At 32.3% G+C, this 17,330-nt stretch carries 17 protein-coding genes and 1 tRNA gene; 2 read left to right on the top strand and 16 right to left on the bottom strand.

Annotated elements, in window-relative coordinates; translation table 11 throughout:
* Window positions 1-7 precede the first annotated feature (7 nt).
* Window positions 8-757 (bottom strand): tRNA pseudouridine(38-40) synthase TruA, encoded by a 750-nt coding sequence (gene truA, locus ACXGSQ_RS07720; RefSeq protein WP_458629035.1) that lies wholly within the window; start codon window positions 755-757, stop codon window positions 8-10.
* A gap of 150 nt (window positions 758-907) precedes the next feature.
* Here truA and ACXGSQ_RS07715 point away from each other — a divergent pair, with 150 nt between their 5' ends.
* A complete protein-coding gene (locus tag ACXGSQ_RS07715) occupies window positions 908-1,399 on the top strand; it encodes a metallophosphoesterase family protein (protein ID WP_458629034.1) in 492 nt (163 codons plus the stop codon).
* Window positions 1,400-1,439: 40 nt separating this feature from the next.
* Here the strand turns inward: ACXGSQ_RS07715 and ACXGSQ_RS07710 are convergent, their stop codons facing one another.
* Window positions 1,440-1,595: a hypothetical protein gene (locus ACXGSQ_RS07710; protein ID WP_458629033.1), complete on the bottom strand. Its 156-nt coding sequence runs from the start codon at window positions 1,593-1,595 to the stop codon at window positions 1,440-1,442.
* Window positions 1,596-1,751: 156 nt separating this feature from the next.
* On the bottom strand, window positions 1,752-2,162 hold the full coding sequence (locus tag ACXGSQ_RS07705; protein WP_458629032.1) for a DUF4293 domain-containing protein: 411 nt from the start codon (window positions 2,160-2,162) through the stop codon (window positions 1,752-1,754).
* Between the two features lie 216 nt (window positions 2,163-2,378).
* Here ACXGSQ_RS07705 and rho point away from each other — a divergent pair, with 216 nt between their 5' ends.
* On the top strand, window positions 2,379-4,091 hold the full coding sequence (gene rho / locus ACXGSQ_RS07700) for a transcription termination factor Rho (RefSeq protein ID WP_458629031.1): 1,713 nt from the start codon (window positions 2,379-2,381) through the stop codon (window positions 4,089-4,091).
* Between the two features lie 78 nt (window positions 4,092-4,169).
* Here rho and ACXGSQ_RS07695 read toward each other — a convergent pair whose 3' ends face one another.
* The 13 genes from ACXGSQ_RS07695 to ACXGSQ_RS07635 all read right to left on the bottom strand — a co-directional run bounded on the left by ACXGSQ_RS07695 (window position 4,170) and on the right by ACXGSQ_RS07635 (window position 17,285).
* A complete protein-coding gene (locus ACXGSQ_RS07695; protein WP_458629030.1) occupies window positions 4,170-4,628 on the bottom strand; it encodes an RNA methyltransferase in 459 nt (152 codons plus the stop codon).
* A gap of 281 nt (window positions 4,629-4,909) precedes the next feature.
* Window positions 4,910-5,926, bottom strand: coding sequence for a helix-turn-helix domain-containing protein (locus tag ACXGSQ_RS07690; protein WP_458629029.1), 1,017 nt, complete (start codon window positions 5,924-5,926; stop codon window positions 4,910-4,912).
* 491 nt (window positions 5,927-6,417) lie between these two features.
* On the bottom strand, window positions 6,418-6,570 hold the full coding sequence (locus tag ACXGSQ_RS07685) for a lmo0937 family membrane protein (RefSeq protein WP_458629028.1): 153 nt from the start codon (window positions 6,568-6,570) through the stop codon (window positions 6,418-6,420).
* A 167-nt stretch (window positions 6,571-6,737) separates the two neighbouring features.
* Window positions 6,738-8,516: a CHASE3 domain-containing protein gene (locus tag ACXGSQ_RS07680; RefSeq protein WP_458629027.1), complete on the bottom strand. Its 1,779-nt coding sequence runs from the start codon at window positions 8,514-8,516 to the stop codon at window positions 6,738-6,740.
* 3 nt (window positions 8,517-8,519) lie between these two features.
* Window positions 8,520-8,966, bottom strand: coding sequence for a response regulator (locus ACXGSQ_RS07675; RefSeq protein ID WP_458629026.1), 447 nt, complete (start codon window positions 8,964-8,966; stop codon window positions 8,520-8,522).
* Between the two features lie 21 nt (window positions 8,967-8,987).
* Window positions 8,988-9,536, bottom strand: a complete 549-nt coding sequence (locus tag ACXGSQ_RS07670) for a helix-turn-helix domain-containing protein (protein ID WP_458629025.1) — start codon at window positions 9,534-9,536, stop codon at window positions 8,988-8,990.
* Between the two features lie 190 nt (window positions 9,537-9,726).
* Complete coding sequence (locus tag ACXGSQ_RS07665) at window positions 9,727-10,083, bottom strand: lipid-binding SYLF domain-containing protein (protein WP_458629024.1); 357 nt, start codon at window positions 10,081-10,083, stop codon at window positions 9,727-9,729.
* A 145-nt stretch (window positions 10,084-10,228) separates the two neighbouring features.
* Window positions 10,229-10,301, bottom strand: a tRNA-Met gene (locus ACXGSQ_RS07660).
* A gap of 167 nt (window positions 10,302-10,468) precedes the next feature.
* Window positions 10,469-11,311, bottom strand: a complete 843-nt coding sequence (locus tag ACXGSQ_RS07655) for a leucine-rich repeat domain-containing protein (RefSeq protein ID WP_458629023.1) — start codon at window positions 11,309-11,311, stop codon at window positions 10,469-10,471.
* A 132-nt stretch (window positions 11,312-11,443) separates the two neighbouring features.
* On the bottom strand, window positions 11,444-11,578 hold the full coding sequence (locus ACXGSQ_RS07650; RefSeq protein WP_458629022.1) for a CPXCG motif-containing cysteine-rich protein: 135 nt from the start codon (window positions 11,576-11,578) through the stop codon (window positions 11,444-11,446).
* A gap of 61 nt (window positions 11,579-11,639) precedes the next feature.
* A complete protein-coding gene (locus ACXGSQ_RS07645; RefSeq protein WP_458629021.1) occupies window positions 11,640-12,959 on the bottom strand; it encodes a TolC family protein in 1,320 nt (439 codons plus the stop codon).
* Entirely contained in the window at window positions 12,949-16,146 is a 3,198-nt protein-coding gene (locus ACXGSQ_RS07640) for an efflux RND transporter permease subunit (RefSeq protein WP_458629020.1), read from the bottom strand. The genes ACXGSQ_RS07645 and ACXGSQ_RS07640 overlap by 11 nt, the downstream gene beginning before the upstream one ends.
* Window positions 16,146-17,285: an efflux RND transporter periplasmic adaptor subunit gene (locus ACXGSQ_RS07635; protein WP_458629019.1), complete on the bottom strand. Its 1,140-nt coding sequence runs from the start codon at window positions 17,283-17,285 to the stop codon at window positions 16,146-16,148. The genes ACXGSQ_RS07640 and ACXGSQ_RS07635 overlap by 1 nt, the downstream gene beginning before the upstream one ends.
* Between the last annotated feature and the right edge of the window lie 45 nt (window positions 17,286-17,330).

Raw genomic sequence — 17,330 nt, 5'->3', positions numbered from 1 at the left:
TAATTTATTAACTCTCTATTTTAATCGTTTCAGGGTATACTATTTTCACAAGGTACAATCCATGTGCAGGAACTGAAAATCCAGCTTCACTTCTACTTTTAGACGCGATAATAGCATGTAATTCTTCTGCTTTCATTTTTCCTAATCCAATATTCACCATAGTCCCTACAATAGCTCTTACCATATTTCTTAAAAAACGGTCTGCTGTTATCGTAAAGATAAGTTGCTCATTGGTTGTTGTCCAAAACGCTTCTTTTATATCACAATTATACGTTTTAACGTCTGTATTAGTCTTTGAAAAGCATTGAAAATTTTTATACTGAAATAAGATTTTACAAGCTTCGTTCATTGCTTCAACATCTAAAGGCAATTGTACTTCGTAAGCAAAATCGTAATTAAATACATTTTTAGAAGTAGAAATTTTATAATTGTACGTCCTACTTTCCGCATAAAATCGTGCATGAACTTCAGGTTTGACTTCAAAAACAGAAGTTATAGCTATATCTTTCGGTAAAAATGAATTCAGTTTATAAACGATATCTATAGACTTAAAATCCCCATCATAATCAAAATGAGCAAACATTTGTGAGGCATGTACGCCAGTATCTGTTCGGCCCGCTCCCATTATAGATATTTTAGTTTTCAATATAGTAGATAAGGCCTTTTCTAATACTTCTTGTACAGAAATTGCATTAGGTTGGATTTGCCATCCATGATACGCCTTACCATTATATGATAACTCTAAAAAATATCTCAAAAGATTACATTATTTTTGCTTCAGAAGCTACAAAGATAACTTTATTCAAAAGAAGACAGTCCCGAATTTTAGGGATTTTAACAAAACATTACACGACACGTTAGTCCTTTTTAACCTAAAAATAAGATCCTGAATTGCGTTCAGCCTAAAATGAAAAAAATACTCCTCTTATCCGATACACATAGTTACATGGACGAAGCCATTCTTAAGCACGTAAAACAAGCTGATGAAGTTTGGCATGCAGGCGACATTGGCGACCTAAATGTTACAGATCAAATAAAAAACCTGAAACCTTTAAAAGCCGTTTATGGCAACATTGATGACACCAAAGCTAGAGCCGAATTCCCGCTTCACAATAGATTTATGTGTGAAGACATGGATATTTGGATAACGCATATTGGTGGTTACCCTCCGAAATACAACCATAAAGTCAAAGAGGAACTGAGTTTAAATCCTCCTGATATTTTTATTACAGGCCATTCTCATATTTTAAAAGTAATGCCAGATAAAAAACTAGATTTATTACACATGAATCCTGGGGCTGCAGGTAAACATGGATTTCATAAAGTAAGAACCATGCTAAGATTTAAAATTGAAGGAAAAACAATTAAAGATTTGGAAGTCATTGAATTTGACGCTTAGATATTTAAAGACGAAACCACTATTTATCGTTTCCTCTAAATTATTTTTTACGGCTATTCATGGCATATAACAATCCTAAACTAGCCGCACCTACACCAATAAATATTGAGCTTCCTAAAGTAAACGTAGCCAATTGATATAATAAAAAACTTAAAACCAAAGCGGCTAATACATGCAAAAAAACTTGTTTTTTCATTTGTTTAGTAGAGCCTTTTTAAAATCAATAACTAAACTATTGCTTTTTATGTTATAAAGCAAACATGTTTTCTTTTACAAGAAAGGGTGAAAATAAAAAAAAACCCAAACGGCAGCGTTTGGGTTTTTTCACACTAATACTACTAAGATTTTAGGTCTATCGTAATCTATCTACAGATTTTACGAGATCTTCATCCTTTTTTATAGCCTTGTTAGCCAAGACTAAACACACAATAGAAAAAATAGGAAGAAGCATCCCAATACCTTTCTCAGAAACGTTAATTTCTCCAGATAAGTTTAGAGACTGATATACAAAGATTCCTAGTAAAATAAAGTTTAATATTATATTGAGTCGTCCCAAAACAAATTGAGACTTCCTGTCTTTAAATCTAAATATTGAAATCAAAGATAATAAAGCTGAGCCTAAAAATAAACCTAAATACAAATAATTATCTAGGGCAAATACTTTAGTTCCTTCACCATCTGTCCACAAATGAAACACAAATATTAAACCAGCTGAAATTACAGCGGCTAAAAATAAATATAGAGTTTGAATGCGTTGAATCATATCTTTTATTAAAAAAGCTCTGCAAAATTAGGAGTTTATTTTTTAAAAAGATAGAAATTATTTTAAAATAAAATTGTATTATTGCAATAGAAAGAAGTAACGTACTGAGTTGCATCTTTCTAATCTTCCAAATTAATCTCACTTTTTTTCTTTTTATTTCATTTAGAAAATATTGAATTAATAATATCAAATTATAATACATATACAACATATAGAATGTTTGAAATTTCTCAGTTAAAAGCTAAAAAACTTCCTGAATTACAGGAGATAGCGAAACAACTAAACGTACCTAAATACCGTACACAAAAAAAACTAGACTTGGTTTATCAAATTTTAGACTACCAAGCAGCTAATCCTAGTGCTGTAAAAGCAACAGTCGCTACTGAAGCCCCTGCAGCACCTGAGCCAAAGGAGACCAAACCAGCAGCAAAACGTGCTAGAGTTTCACAAAAACCTGCAGAACCTAAAGAGCAAAAATCTTTAGAGTTTACAGACAAGCCTGAAGACACAAAAGCAAAGCCTCAGGCGCAAAACAAACCTAATCCTCGTAAACCTCAAGAGCGCAAGCCACAAGAAAACAAACCACAGGATACTAAAAATAAAGACGAAAAATCGAACACAGAGAAACCTGTAAAAGAGAAGTCTCACAATAAACCACAAGAACAAAAGAAACCTAATCCCCGTAAAGACGATAAACGTCGTCCGCAAAACGATAGGCAACCTCGTTCTAAAGATGGAAACACACACGGTAATAATTCAAAAAATAATGGTAATAAAGATAGCAGAAATCGCTACCGTGAGCCAGATTTTGAATTCGATGCTATTATTGAAAGTGAAGGTGTTTTAGATATTATGCAAGATGGTTATGGTTTTTTAAGATCTTCGGATTATAACTACCTATCGTCTCCAGATGATATTTATGTCTCACAATCTCAAATTAGATTATTTGGATTAAAAACAGGAGATACTGTTCTTGGTCATGTTAGACCACCAAAAGAAGGTGAAAAATATTTTCCTTTAATTAAGGTGAGCAAAATTAACGGTCAAAGTCCAAATGTGGTAAGAGATCGTGTTGCTTTTGAGCATTTAACACCATTATTTCCACAAGAGAAATTTAACCTTGCTGAAAAACAAGCGACGATTTCTACACGTATCATGGATTTATTCTCTCCAATAGGAAAAGGACAACGTGGTATGATTGTATCGCAACCAAAAACAGGTAAAACAATGCTTCTTAAGGATGTTGCTAACGCTATTGCAGCGAATCATCCTGAGGTTTATCAAATGATTTTATTAATTGATGAACGTCCTGAAGAAGTTACAGATATGCAACGTAATGTACGTGGTGAGGTGATTGCTTCTACGTTTGATAAAGAAGCACACGAACACGTAAAGATTGCTAATATCGTATTAGAAAAAGCCAAACGTTTAGTAGAATGTGGTCACGATGTTGTGATTTTATTAGATTCTATCACACGTTTAGCAAGAGCTTATAACACCGTTCAACCAGCCTCTGGAAAAATTCTTTCAGGTGGTGTTGATGCGAATGCTTTACACAAACCAAAGCGTTTCTTTGGTGCTGCTCGTAACATTGAAAATGGTGGATCTTTAACCATTATAGCAACAGCGCTTACAGAAACAGGTTCTAAAATGGATGAAGTTATCTTTGAAGAATTCAAAGGAACTGGTAACATGGAATTACAATTAGATCGTAAAATTTCTAACCGTCGTATCTTCCCTGCTATTGACTTAACTTCATCTAGTACAAGACGTGATGATATCTTATTAGACGCAAACACAATTCAAAGAATGTGGGTAATGCGTAAGTATCTTGCAGATATGAACCCAGTTGAAGCTATGGAATTCATTAATGACCGTTTTAAACAAACGCGAAATAATGAAGAATTTTTGATTTCAATGAATGGCTAAAGTCCAATTACATATAATATCTAAAAAAACCTTGAATATCTGTTCAAGGTTTTTTTATGCTTTGTATTTTTATTAGAATTAAACTCTAGGTTTGTCAATACCTCTATCGTACATCACAATACTACCAGCAACAGCAACATTAAGGCTTAACTGAGATTTAAATTTTATTAAAAAATGACTTTTTTCAATGGCCAGGTTAGACAAACCATGATCTTCAGCTCCGAGTAAATACACACAACGTCTTGGATGCTTAAATGTTTCTAACGGCACGGCGTCCTCTGTTAATTCTACACCAACAAGTCGTGTTCCTTTAGGCAAATTATTAAAGAAATCTTCAAACGTGTCATAATGAAAATAAGGCATGGATTTTACAGCGTTATGTGTATCGCAAGCTTGCTTCGCATAACGATTCCCTATTGTAAAAATAAAACTCGCCCCTAAATTTTGAGCAGATCTCCAAAGTACACCTAAATTTTCTGGTGTTTTTCCATTCTGAATTCCAATGCCGAAGAATTCATTTGTAAAATTATCATTCATGAATCAAAAATAGAAATTTGAGTTATTCTTTGATTAAGAAATCAAAAAAAAGAGGTTGTATAAATATTAAAAATACTATTTATACAACCTCTATTTGATATATATTATGCTGTTACAGCTAACTTAATCTTTATGACATTAGATATGACTAAGACAATCTGTTTGAACATATGTCAGCTAGAGTACCATTGAAAACTTAAATCTCTATAAGTATTTCGACTGCGCTCAATATGACATTTCATTCTTTATTCTTTTTTTTAACAATCTTTTTTTGATCTATATTATGCTGTTGCAGCTAACTTAATATTTTGTTTATACTCTATTGGCGAGCAATTGTATTGCGCTTTAAAGATTTTAGAGAAGTAACTTCTACTTGAAAACCCTAATGAATATACAATTTCAGAAATATTTAAATCAGTGTTTTTAATAAGCTCTTCAGACTTCTTAACTCTTACTGATCTTATAAAGCTGTTAAGCGTCTTACCATGCATTAATTTGAATCCTTCCTGAACCTTAGCAGGGCTTATTGAAATCTTCGCCGCCAATTCTGTAACGCTTAAGTTAGTTTCAGGGAAATTATTAATGTAATCCGATAATGCTTTAACTTGCTTTAGTTCGAATGCCGTTAACGACCCTGTTGGATTTTGAGAACTCTTTAGATCTAAAGAATGTTGCTCTATCTCCATGGCTAATACAAAATTCACTAATCCTTGAATTAATAATGTTCTTACCACCCCATCTTGTTTAATGGCCTTTAATTGCTTAATATTTTCTGCAATTTTTAAGTTATAAGACCCTACATAACTATAATCTGCTGTTTTTCCTGAAATAAAAAGTTCTGAAACCATACTATTTATATGGTGCTTCGCAGAGCTCTTTTCAGAGGTGTTCACTGAAATAATCGTAGAGTTGACATAAACATCTTTAAAAAAGCTGATATGGTTTTCATTGGTCTCAATATTAGCAGAAATTCCTGTTTGAAATGTTTCTACCGTATTTGACGATCCGTTGTTATTAAAAGCATGCTTTAATTTTCCTTCTGAACAATATAAGAAGTTAACTACTGATCGTTTAGAACTTTCAACAACGAACTTAATGTCTTCTTTAAACTTTACATCAAACTCAATAAATACCGTATGTCTTTCTAGCTCTATACCTTTAATTAATCCTACTCCTAACTCATTATCAATTTTTAACTCAACCTCTCTGCGGTTTGTTGTAAAAGTTCCACCAACTTCATTATTTAAAGCGTGAAACATAAATTGTAAATTATTTGCTTTAATCTCTATAGTTTTCATATGTGTTTGTTTTTGGTTAGATAGTAATTTTTTTATAAATCCTATTAGTTTTACTAATTAGGATAGTAACTCTTGTAAGCTTAAAAAGTCTCTTTGGTACTTACGACGGCATTAAGTTTTGAATACCTTAGTTCTGAATAAGCAACTTCAAATTTGCGTTTTGGAAAAATTCTTCCCACTCTTGCAAACTGCTTTTGTAAATGTTTAGATGATATTTTCATGATATAATTGATTGGTTAATTTTCTTATGACAAAGTAACAACCTCTTTAGGCTTGCTATGTTATACAATTCCTCAGTTTTGTTACATCATTTCTAATATGTGTTAAACAAAACATAAAAAAGTACAAATTAGAGGTCTATTAAATCAACTATCAACCCATATAAACCAATGCTTACAAATACACTGAAGAATAACCAGGCAGAATGGGTAATTAAAAAATAGATTTAAATGGAAACGTTTAAATTGAAGTAACCTTGAAGAAGGCTTGTGTTAATCTTTAGAATTATTTCTATTGACAACTATAAGTAAGATAATAGCTATTACTAATACAATGTGAATTACAGCAGATACTGCATAAACAAAAAATCCGATGGCCCAAAGGATTACTAATAACACTAAAAAAACAGAAAGAAAAGTCTTCATTATTGAAAAACGATTTTATTAAGGGCGTCAACTCTATAAAGAAATAGTTTAAGTAATTATAAAAATAGAGGAGTAAAACACATAACAAATATGCTCAATTACAAATAGAGCATGTTATACAATTTCCGAAAATGTTTATACTATTTTAAGGCAGACAATAATGTCTATTATTTTAAAAACGGCAAGTAAATTATAAATGTGGCACCAATATTAGGTTTGCCCTCTGCAATAATAACTCCTTTATGGTTTTCTACAATCTTTTTACAAATGGCTAAACCAATACCTGTACCTGAATATTCAGACTTACCGTGCAACCTATTAAAGAGCAAGAAGATCTTTTCGGCATAAGTTTGCTCAAATCCAATACCATTATCCTTAAAGGTGATTTTATGATGAAACTTATATAAGGATTCCTTTATTTGCTCTACATCTCTAGAGCGCACCTCTTCGTGTGTAATTTCTATTATTGGAGGAACATCTTCTTTACTATACTTTAACGAATTGCTTATTAAGTTGATAAACAATTGTTGAATTTGAAACGAAATGACCTCCATTGTTGGTAAATCATCACAAATAATTTTAGCTTGTTTCTCTTCAATGCTATCTAAAAGCTCAGTTTTAGCGTGCTCCAAGAGCATATTCATATTCGTTTTTAAATATTCCTTTTCTGAGGTGTTTGTTCTGGAATATTGTAATAAATCTTCGATCAGCATACGCATTCTGGCCGATGCAGACTTCATTCTTTGAATATAGAGTTGTCCACTTTCAGAAATATGATCCTTTTCTTTAGCCTCTAGTCGTGACATAAAAGTCTGGATTTTTCTTAAAGGCTCTTGCAAATCATGACTGGCAACATAGTTAAACGCAGACAGTTCTTTATTAGTACGTTCTAACTCTTGGTTACGCTGCTCGATGATTCTGTAGTTTTCAACTTCAGTTGTAACATCAATGGTGACACCAAACATTTTTTTATCACCTTCAGTATCATCCAAAAGTTTAGAATAGGCCTTTAGGTGTCTAATGGTGCCATCTTTGTGTACGACGCGATACGTTGTAAAAGGCAATTCCTCTTCCCGCATCATCATATTAACTTGCTGCCCTAAATTATTAATATCTTCTTCGTGTACGTATTTATAAAAATTTTCTAAAGTTGGTTCAAAACTTTGTGGCTCTTCACCTACTAAACGATATAAATTATCTGAAAACTCAAATACATTGTCTTCAATATACCACACCCAAGTACTGATATTACTGACAATCTCAGATTGTTTGGTTAATTTTTCAAAAATTTCTAACTCAATATTGTTCTCTTTTAACGCTTTTAAATCCTTAGTCATCTTAAAATAAGCTAGTAAAAGAATAACTAACGTAACAATTAATAAACCATAAAATAATAAAGGAGTTAGTCCTATTTTTTCTTCATTAATTTCCTGATTGTGTGTTAACAGACGCTGTTCTAAATCTAACATTTCGGTGATATCCGCACGAATTCTGTCCATTCTAATTTCACCTTCATGCAATAAGAATAATAAATCTTGAGAGAGTATTGCATCATCCTTTGCTAGACTAAACGATTTGTCAAAATTCTTAAAGCGTGATGCAATATCGTTCTTTAATTCCTTGAGTTTTTCGACCTGCTCACCATTAGGAACAATTAGAGTATCTAACCTAGAAAGGTTGTTGGTTATTTTTTGTAAACTCTCATTGTACGGATTAAGAAATAGTGAATCATGCGTTAGCAAAAAGCCTCTATGCCCTATTTCAGCATCTTTAAGATTAGAAATAATAAGCTCTAATTCACTTCTTAAGGAGTAATTATCTTTAACAACTTTTGAGGTCTGGGATAGCTCGCTAATATGTTTATATGTAAACCCTCCAATACATAAAATAACAAAAAGACCAACTATAAAAGCGGTTCTTAGGTATCTGCTGGAAGGTGTTGGCATAGCTTATAATCTTAATAAAAAATTATCTTTATTTAAACCACTGGTATGATATTGCCAATTGGTAGTGACGACTTCTGAAAGTGCTTTTTTTAGTTTTTCAAAATCATTAGGCTTCTTAATATATACATTGGCACCTTTTACAAAGGTGTTTTCAATATCTTCTTCAGATGCTGATGTAGAATAAATGGCAATGGCCATATCACTTAATCGTTTGGTTGCTTTGATATCTTTCAAACATTCTAACCCAGATTTCTTTGGCATATTGAGATCTAGAAATAATAAATTTGGAAGTGTATTATTGGAATCATTTAAATAGTCCATTAGTTCGATACCATCCTTAAAAAGTAAAACTTTACTTTTAATCTTCAACTCTTCAAAGGCCTCTGTAAAAAACAACCTATCGTCCTCATCATCATCAGCCAAAGCTATATTAATATAATCGCTATTCATATCTACAAACTTATAGTAAGGTTAGTTAATTTGTTTTCTTTTAGCAATAATACGCTGAAAAGCTGAAGGTGTAATACCTGTTGTATTTTTAAATTGTTTACTTAAATGTGCCACACTGGAATAGTTGAGTTTAAATGCTATTTCGGTGAGCGAAAGTTCTTCATTTGTCAATAATATCTTAGTGTACTCTATTTTCTGTAAGATAATAAAATTCTCGATAGACGTATACGTCACTTCCGAAAACAGATTAGATAAATAGTTGTAATTCTCTTCTAGTTGCTCAGACAAATAAACAGAAGTCTTTACGTTTATATCCTTTTCATTAAAGACCATATCTACAATGACGTCTTTAATTTTTTGAATCACGATTTTTTTAGGGTCTTCTACAACCTCAATACCAAAACCATTAATATCTTCATGAAACAGTTTTAACCGTTCTTCCGATACTTTATCCGTCAATTCGATTTCACCAAAAGCCGTTTGCTGATAATTGAATTGGTGCGCTTCCAATTTCTGTTTTAAAACAGTATTGCAAACTTTAGTAAAATCGAATTTTAACAATAATTTCATTATAAAGCTTTTGGCACTAGATAAATATTTCTTCTATTTTCATTTTAATCAAATTTAATATTAAAAATCACATAAATCACTATGTTATTTTACAGAATCACTAAAACATAAAGATTGAACTTTTTAAAATGTAAAAAAAAGCCAATTATAATAATCGGCTTTCCTTTGTGATATAGATTTAATTAATCTACTAAAATTCTGAATAATTAAATTTTTGACCACCAATTGAAACGTCAGCCATTGCTCCAGCTTTGGATTTTGCAAAAATGACAACACCATCATTATAATTGACAGTTTTACTAGCTCCTTTATCTACAATTACCGCTTTTGCTTCTGCAGAAAACTCAAAATTTCCTTGCTTAAATGCATTTAAGGCCTCTTCTGTTTCAAAGAACACAACTTGTATATAGGCTTCTCCTCCTGCTTGTAAACCAATGTCTAGTTTTTTCATATCAGCCATTCCTATAGGCATTCCGTCTTCATAAACAACACCATTACCTGAAGCCGCACCTATAATTAAGGCACCTTCTCCTATATTTGGAAACACAACATAGCCTGAAGAATTGCTAAAACATTTCTCTAATCCAACATCTGAATTCTTTAAGGATCAATCTCAAAAGTTGTGTGTGATGATTAAAAAAGAAGTTAAATAAAAAAGGCTTCCGATTTCTCGAAAGCCTTGTCTTACTTAGTAGCGGGAACTGGACTCGAACCAGTGACCTTCGGGTTATGAGCCCGACGAGCTACCTACTGCTCTATCCCGCGATTTAATCTTAAAATGATTTTCTTAGCTTTTAACTTTCGGTTCATAATGCCGACTCAATCATTTTAGGACTGCAAAGATAATACTTTTTTTAAACTATGAAAGTTTAAATTAAAAAAAACGCTCAATTTTATTTTTGAGCGTTTTTTTTAATAATCATGGCAAAAAATTAATTATCATCTTCTTCAGCGTCTAAAGTCGCCAACTCCCCTTTTCTATTCGTTTCATCTAAATCAAAATCCACAATATTTGGTAATTTTTCTTTTAAAGCCGCAAAGTTGCCTTTAAATTCATTTTGACCTAATAGTAATGTTTTTAAATTCTTCAACTGCGCTAATTCATTTGGGATACTACCATAAAAGGCATTGTTAGACAATACTAACTCTTCTAATTCTACAAGTCCTCCTATAGATGAAGGAATTGTTCCTAATAAATGATTATCAAAAACGCTTAATACTTTTAAAGATTTTAAGCTAGATAAACTCGACGGTAAGTGACCTATTAATTGGTTACTACTTAGTATTAAATTTTCTAATTTAGTTAAGCTTCCTATAGACGCTGGAATCTCTCCACTAAAGTCATTATTAAATAACTCTAAAGATCTTAAATTAGTTAGCTTTCCAATATCAGAAGGAATTGCCCCACTAAAAACATTAGAGAATAATTTTAATTCTTCTAGGTTAGTCATGGTTACTAAAGAACTTGGTAATTCACCCCCCAATTTATTGAATGATAAATTTAATATTTTTAAATGTGTTAATTTTGAAATTGACTCTGGAAGATTACCTCGCAATCCATTAAAACTTAAATCTATAGCAACAACATTATCATTTTCTAAGGTTAAACCATACCATTTTGATATAGGTTGATCTAAGTCCCATGACTGATTCCAAGAATCACCATTAGTGGCCTTGTATAAATCTTCAAGTGCTGATTTTTGATCTTGTGAAACTTTGGCAAAAGATAAAACTGAAACGAAGCAGAATAGCAATGTTATTTTTAGTGTCTTCATAGTTGGTAGTTTTTTGTGGAGGGACACAATAACACTACGAATCTAGGCATATTATCTCTTAACTGCAAATTTTTTCGACGAACAGCACTATTCAGAAAAAACACCCACTCAAAATTCGGGTATTTATTAATTTTACTGGGCAGTACTTTCAGCTTGAAAATCTTTGATTTCTTGATTTTCTATAAGTATAGAAATTTGAATAGGATTACAACAAATCTCACAATCTTCAATATACTTTTGATACCGTTGCGATACATCGACTAGCATAGAAATCTGCTCCCAACAATGTGGACATTAAAAAGCAATATTCATCCATTGTCTTTCAAACTTAAAATTCAACATTTAACAATTCCCCACTTATTTGTAACACTTCTAACTCAGATAGTTTTGCGGAAAATTTAGCCTGATTTCGACTTAATTCAGCATTAAGTAAATTAAGCTGTGCTTGTCTAAATTCGATAGAATTAACTTGCCCAATTTTAAATTTTTCTTGGGTACGATCAAAGTTATTTTGAGCTGTTATAATATTCTTTTCTTGAATATTGTAAATTTCAAGCTTATTCTGATAATTATCCCATGCATTATTAAAATTGCGTTCTATACTGAGTAAAATACTTTCTTTTTGAAGCTTTTGGGTTTCAAGATTTAGTTTAGCGTTCTTAACTCTGGTTATTGTTGCTCCTCCATCAAATAAATTCCAATTAAGGTTCAATCCAGCAGACAAACCTGTACTTGTTGAAACCGCCAAAAGTGCGACAGCATTATTATTGTTTTTGTTCCAACCGTAAGATCCTGACAAACCAATAGTTGGTAAATATGCTGACTTACCGGAACTAATATCCAGTTGACTAATTAAAATATTTTTCTCAGTTTGAAGCAACTCTACATTTCGCGATTTCGCTTTTTCAAATAAACTATCTTTTTGAAATTGAAGTGTAAATTCAACGTCGGTTTCAACATTAAAATCAGTTGTAAACGTTTCACCTAACACCAGTTTCAAATCGCGTTTTGCCGTTTTTAACTCTTGCTTAATATTAATAATATTGATGCTATCGGTATTAATATCTACTTCTGCATTTAGTACTTCTAACTTTGTATTCTGCCCATATTCAAACTGATATTCAGCTCGTACCAATCTGTCTTTAGTATTACTTAATGTCTCCTCTAAAGCATTTAGGTTATCCGAAAGCTGAGCCACATTATAGTATACTGAAAACAATTGTAATAATGTTGATTCTATAGTTGCTCTAGCTTGTAATTCTGATAATTGATACTGTTCTTTTAAGCGTTTATAATTATAACGTCTACCTAACCCATCAAAAAGGGTATAGTTAACCGTTATATTAGCATTATAATTTGAGCTCTCTGCTCCATTTAACACGGCATCAGGTCTACCATCTGAAAACTCAGCTTCTGTATTATCTAAATTATAATTTGCGCCAGCACTACCCGAAACCGTTGGTAAGAAACCTGTATTTAAAATATTGGTGTTATTCTCAGCTATGGTTACTGCATTTTTTGCAATTTTAACTCCGTAGTTATTTTCTAGGGCGGCAGAAACCGCTTGTTCTTTAGTTAAAAGGTCTTGAGCTTGCAAACTAATGTAGCATGCAAAAAAAAGAAATGTAAGTTGACTTTTAATGTTCATTAGCTTCATTTTGTTCTTTTATAGCACGTTCTACTTCCTCTTTTGTAACCTTTTCACCAGTAGCTAACCATTTAACATTCGTTTTAATTGTATTACTAAAGGACAAAAACAATGGTAATATCAATAAGGTTAAAACCGTAGCATAAGCAATTCCGAAAGATATAGAGATGGCCATAGGTTTTAAAAATTGAGCTTGTCTACTTTTCTCCAAAAGCAATGGTGCTAAACCAGCAATCGTTGTTAACGACGTTAAGAAAATCGCTCTAAAACGCGACTTACCAGCCTCAGACAGTGCTAAATCAAAGGTCATCCCTTCTTTAAGATTGCTATTGAATTTACCTATTAAAACCAGACCGTCATTCACCATAATACCAATTAAGGCTATAATTCCTAAAAGTGATAAAATATTAACTTGAAAATCTAACAACCAATGTCCCCAAGCTACAGCTGTTAAACTAAATGGAATTAATAAAAGAAGTAAAAACGGTTGTGAGTAACTTCTAAATGTAAAGGCAATAGTGATATAAATTAATATTAAAATAATAGGACCTGCCACACCTAAAGACCCTACTAATTTATCTTTTTCTCTATTCTGCCCTTCATAAGAAGCGTTTATTGTTGGGTGCTTAGATTGTAACTGAGGTATAAACACAGTTTTAATATCATCCATGATATCTGTGGCACTTGTACTTGGATCTTTTAAATCTGCATACACTTGTATTTCGCGTTTACCTTCAAGGTGATTTATTGCAACATCACCTCTAGCAATACTATAACTTGCAATGTCCTTTAATGTTACGCGCTCGCCAGTTGGTGTTACAATACGCATAGCATCTAAATCGTTAATAGAACTTCTATTGTTTTTATCGTAACGTACCCAAATTTTAATTTCATCTTGCCCACGTTGAAAACGTTGCGCTTGAGCTCCAAAAAATCCTGAACGCACTTGCGCCATTACGGTTCTTAAATCTAGTCCTAATAAATAGGCACTTTCTTTAAGTTCTAATCGGATTTCTTTTATACCTGCAGGGTCGTTATCTCCAATATCCTTAAGTAATGGATTAGATTCTAAGTATTTTTTAAGTTCTAATTTTGAAGCTTTTAATTCTTCGATATTATTACTTAATAATGATACTGATACAGGACTACCACCAAAGTTTCCATTAGAGCCATAGATTAAGCGTTCGGTGCCAATTACAGGGCCTACTAATTCTTCTAAACGGTTTGTAATGAGATCTGATTTTATTTCATCTGGACGTTCTTCTCCTGGTAATAAATTAATTATTAACCTGGCACTAGAACTACTACTAATTTCTACGATAGTATTTTCAAATAATTGTTTTCCTGTGCCTTTAAGGTATTTCTCGGTCAGTTCTTCATTAACAATAAAGGCCTTCTCTTCAATCATAGAAATGATAGAATCTGTGATTTTTATATTTGTACCAGCTGGCATTACTAATTCTATATTAGCTGCATCACTTGCCACTCTTGGAAACATCGTAACTCCTATAACTCCACCTCCAAGTGACCCAAGAGTTAAGATTAACAAAGCAACAAAAACTCCTAAAGAGAATAATTTAAATTTTAAAACCCGATATAAAATAGGTGTATAAACCTTATCCCTAAGAAAAGACATTAGGCGATCTCCACCATTGTTAATAGCCCTCATAAATGAGAAAAACTGTTTTATTTTTGAAGGATTTTCATCAACCTTCTGAGCTCTTAACGCTTTAGAATGTGCCAAATGGGCTGGTAAGATAATCAGCGCTTCTACTAATGACACCACTAATGTTAAAATCACAATAACGGCGACTTCACTAAAAAACTCACCAATTCTACTATCTAAGAAGAAAAATAATGAAAAGGCCAAAAGCGTGGTAATAATTGCAGATACTACAGGTGGAATAACTTCCATTGTACCATCGATAGCAGCTTGAATTGGACTTTTTCCTTTTTCGTAATGCTGATAGATATTTTCAGCAATCACAATACCATCATCAACTAAAATACCAATAACGATAATCATTCCAAAAAGAGACAATACATTAATAGTCACATCAAACTGTGCCGCAAAAATAAACATCCCTAAAAATGAAATAGGTAAGCCAAAAGCCACCCATAATGCCAAACGTGTATTTAAGAATACCGATAAAAACACTAACACCAGAATCATACCTACAATAGCATTCTCTGTTAATAACTGGGTTCTTTGTTTTAAGGTAATTGATAAATCGCGGACAACATCTAATCTAATATTAGTATACTTTTGATTGTACGCTTCTATATAGGCGTTTACTTTATCTGCTGAACTAATTAAATCTTCATTATTAGTACTTGTAATCGAAATGTTAACAGCCAACTCCTGATTAAAATAGGTCGCATTTGGTGTTTCAGAAAAACGATCTCTAATGATAGCAACGTCTTTTAAACGAATTACTTTTCCATCTGACGAAGCTCTTACAATAATATTAGAAAGCTCACTTCCGTAATATTGTTTGTTGTTCGCTCTTATTAAATACTCTTCTGCAACCGTTTTTACATTTCCACCTGTCACTAAAATATTAGCATTACTGACCGCATCTGCCACCTCGTTAAACGTGAGGTTATAAGCTAATAAATCGAGCTCATTAACGGCGATTTCAATTTCTTCTTCGGGAAACCCTGAGATTTCAATTTGAGAAATACCATCAATTGCCCGTAAATCTGTTTCTACTTGACGTGCTAATTGTTTTAAGGTGACTAACGGAATGTCTTTCCCACTAATTGCAAAAGAAATTGTTTCTCGTACCGCTTCTTGTTTAGAAACGACCAGTGGCTCCATACCCGTTGGAAACGATGGCACACGGTCAACTGCATTTTTAACTTCAAGAAGCATAAAATCTAAACTCTCGCCTTTTTCAATTTCTACAGTAATACTCCCACTATTTTCACGCGATGTCGACGTTACACGATCAACTCCTTTAAGCCCTTTTAGGTTATCTTCAATTTGAAGGACAATCCCTTCTTCAATTTCTTGAGGCGAAGCACCAGGGTAAGCAATATTAATATTGATAATTTTAGACTCTGTAAGCGGAAAGAATGACGATTTTAAAGACAAAGCGCCTATAGTACCGAAGACTATAAATGCTATAATAAAGATATTTACTGCAACATGATACCTTATAAAATATTCAATTAATTTTTTCATTATTGAATAGAATCAGAAGTTACAGTGTTACTTTTTGCGGCTTTAACATGCATTCCGGCATAAGCTCCAGGCACAGGCTTCTTTAAAATAATTGTTCCATTTGGCACTTCTTTTAATACAACTTTCTCTTTAGAGAAATGCGCAGGTTTTACAGAAATAACATCTAGTAAACTATCTCTAACGATATAAATTTCTTGACTATCTAACAATAAGTTTCTATCAATCTCAATAGCATTTTCTACTTTCTCGGCATTTAAATTGGCTTCAAGATACATCCCTTCTTTTAAATCAGCATGTTTAACTTCAATATAAACCGTTATTGTTTGTGTTGTTGCATCGATACTTCCGTTAACTCTAGAAACCGTTCCGTTGTATGTCTTTGTTTTTTCAAGATTGGTTAAACTTACATCTTCTCCTTCTTTTAAAACATCGGCATAAGATTTACTTACGGCCACTTCCATTTCGTAAACTGATGGATTAATAAATTCGCCTAGCTTTTGCCCACTTCTAATTAAAGTCCCCTCTGTAACCAAGGCTTCTGTTAAGATGCCTGAAAAAGGAGCTACAATTCTATACTTAGTTAAACGTTGTTCTAAATTCTTTACGTTATAATACGCACTCACAATACCACGTCCCGTAATAAAGTAATTCTCTTTTTCATTTGAAATTTCTGGTAGTTTTGGAGTGGTTTTATTTAAATCGAAGCGATTTAAATACCCTTGCCATTTTGGAAATATATCTGGAAAATCTAATCGTAAATCGGGCATAATTGCAGCGATACTATTGTACAAATTGCTTTTAGACGATTGTACGCTAGCATAATATTCGGAAGCATCTAAACGAATTAGTGTTTCGCCTTTATTGTATTTCTGACCAGGTTTAAAAAGTTTAGGGCCGATTTTAAAAATCCCTTGAACTTCTGAGTATAACTCTACACGCTCTTTAGCCCTTAGGTTACCGTTTGAAGAAATTAAAATAGGAACAGTTGTATTTTCTACGGTATCAACTAAAACCGTTTTCACCACCTTGGGCACTACTGGTTTGGGTTTATGTTTATTATCAATGAGATAATTAGCATAGATAATAGCACCTATAATAAATAGAATACCTAGGACAGATAAAATAATTTTTCTTAACATAATAACAATGGTGGTCAGTAATTTACAAAGCTAACCTTATCATCA

The organism is Winogradskyella sp. PC D3.3 (genome assembly GCF_054366245.1).
This window is presented reverse-complemented; position numbering and strand designations above follow the sequence as displayed.

Excerpts from the sequence above, each read along its gene's own strand:
- ACXGSQ_RS07645 (WP_458629021.1), bottom strand. The coding sequence starts at position 12,959 with ATGAACATTAAAAGTCAACTTACATTTCTTTTTTTTGCATGCTACATT.
- ACXGSQ_RS07685 (WP_458629028.1), bottom strand. The coding sequence starts at position 6,570 with ATGAAGACTTTTCTTTCTGTTTTTTTAGTGTTATTAGTAATCCTTTGG.
- ACXGSQ_RS07690 (WP_458629029.1), bottom strand. The coding sequence starts at position 5,926 with ATGAAAACTATAGAGATTAAAGCAAATAATTTACAATTTATGTTTCAC.
- ACXGSQ_RS07650 (WP_458629022.1), bottom strand. The coding sequence starts at position 11,578 with ATGCTAGTCGATGTATCGCAACGGTATCAAAAGTATATTGAAGATTGT.
- ACXGSQ_RS07715 (WP_458629034.1), top strand. The coding sequence starts at position 908 with ATGAAAAAAATACTCCTCTTATCCGATACACATAGTTACATGGACGAA.
- ACXGSQ_RS07710 (WP_458629033.1), bottom strand. The coding sequence starts at position 1,595 with ATGAAAAAACAAGTTTTTTTGCATGTATTAGCCGCTTTGGTTTTAAGT.
- ACXGSQ_RS07655 (WP_458629023.1), bottom strand. The coding sequence starts at position 11,311 with ATGAAGACACTAAAAATAACATTGCTATTCTGCTTCGTTTCAGTTTTA.
- ACXGSQ_RS07675 (WP_458629026.1), bottom strand. The coding sequence starts at position 8,966 with ATGAATAGCGATTATATTAATATAGCTTTGGCTGATGATGATGAGGAC.
- ACXGSQ_RS07635 (WP_458629019.1), bottom strand. The coding sequence starts at position 17,285 with ATGTTAAGAAAAATTATTTTATCTGTCCTAGGTATTCTATTTATTATA.
- ACXGSQ_RS07705 (WP_458629032.1), bottom strand. The coding sequence starts at position 2,162 with ATGATTCAACGCATTCAAACTCTATATTTATTTTTAGCCGCTGTAATT.
- ACXGSQ_RS07680 (WP_458629027.1), bottom strand. The coding sequence starts at position 8,516 with ATGCCAACACCTTCCAGCAGATACCTAAGAACCGCTTTTATAGTTGGT.
- ACXGSQ_RS07670 (WP_458629025.1), bottom strand. The coding sequence starts at position 9,536 with ATGAAATTATTGTTAAAATTCGATTTTACTAAAGTTTGCAATACTGTT.
- ACXGSQ_RS07695 (WP_458629030.1), bottom strand. The coding sequence starts at position 4,628 with ATGAATGATAATTTTACAAATGAATTCTTCGGCATTGGAATTCAGAAT.
- rho (WP_458629031.1), top strand. The coding sequence starts at position 2,379 with ATGTTTGAAATTTCTCAGTTAAAAGCTAAAAAACTTCCTGAATTACAG.
- ACXGSQ_RS07640 (WP_458629020.1), bottom strand. The coding sequence starts at position 16,146 with ATGAAAAAATTAATTGAATATTTTATAAGGTATCATGTTGCAGTAAAT.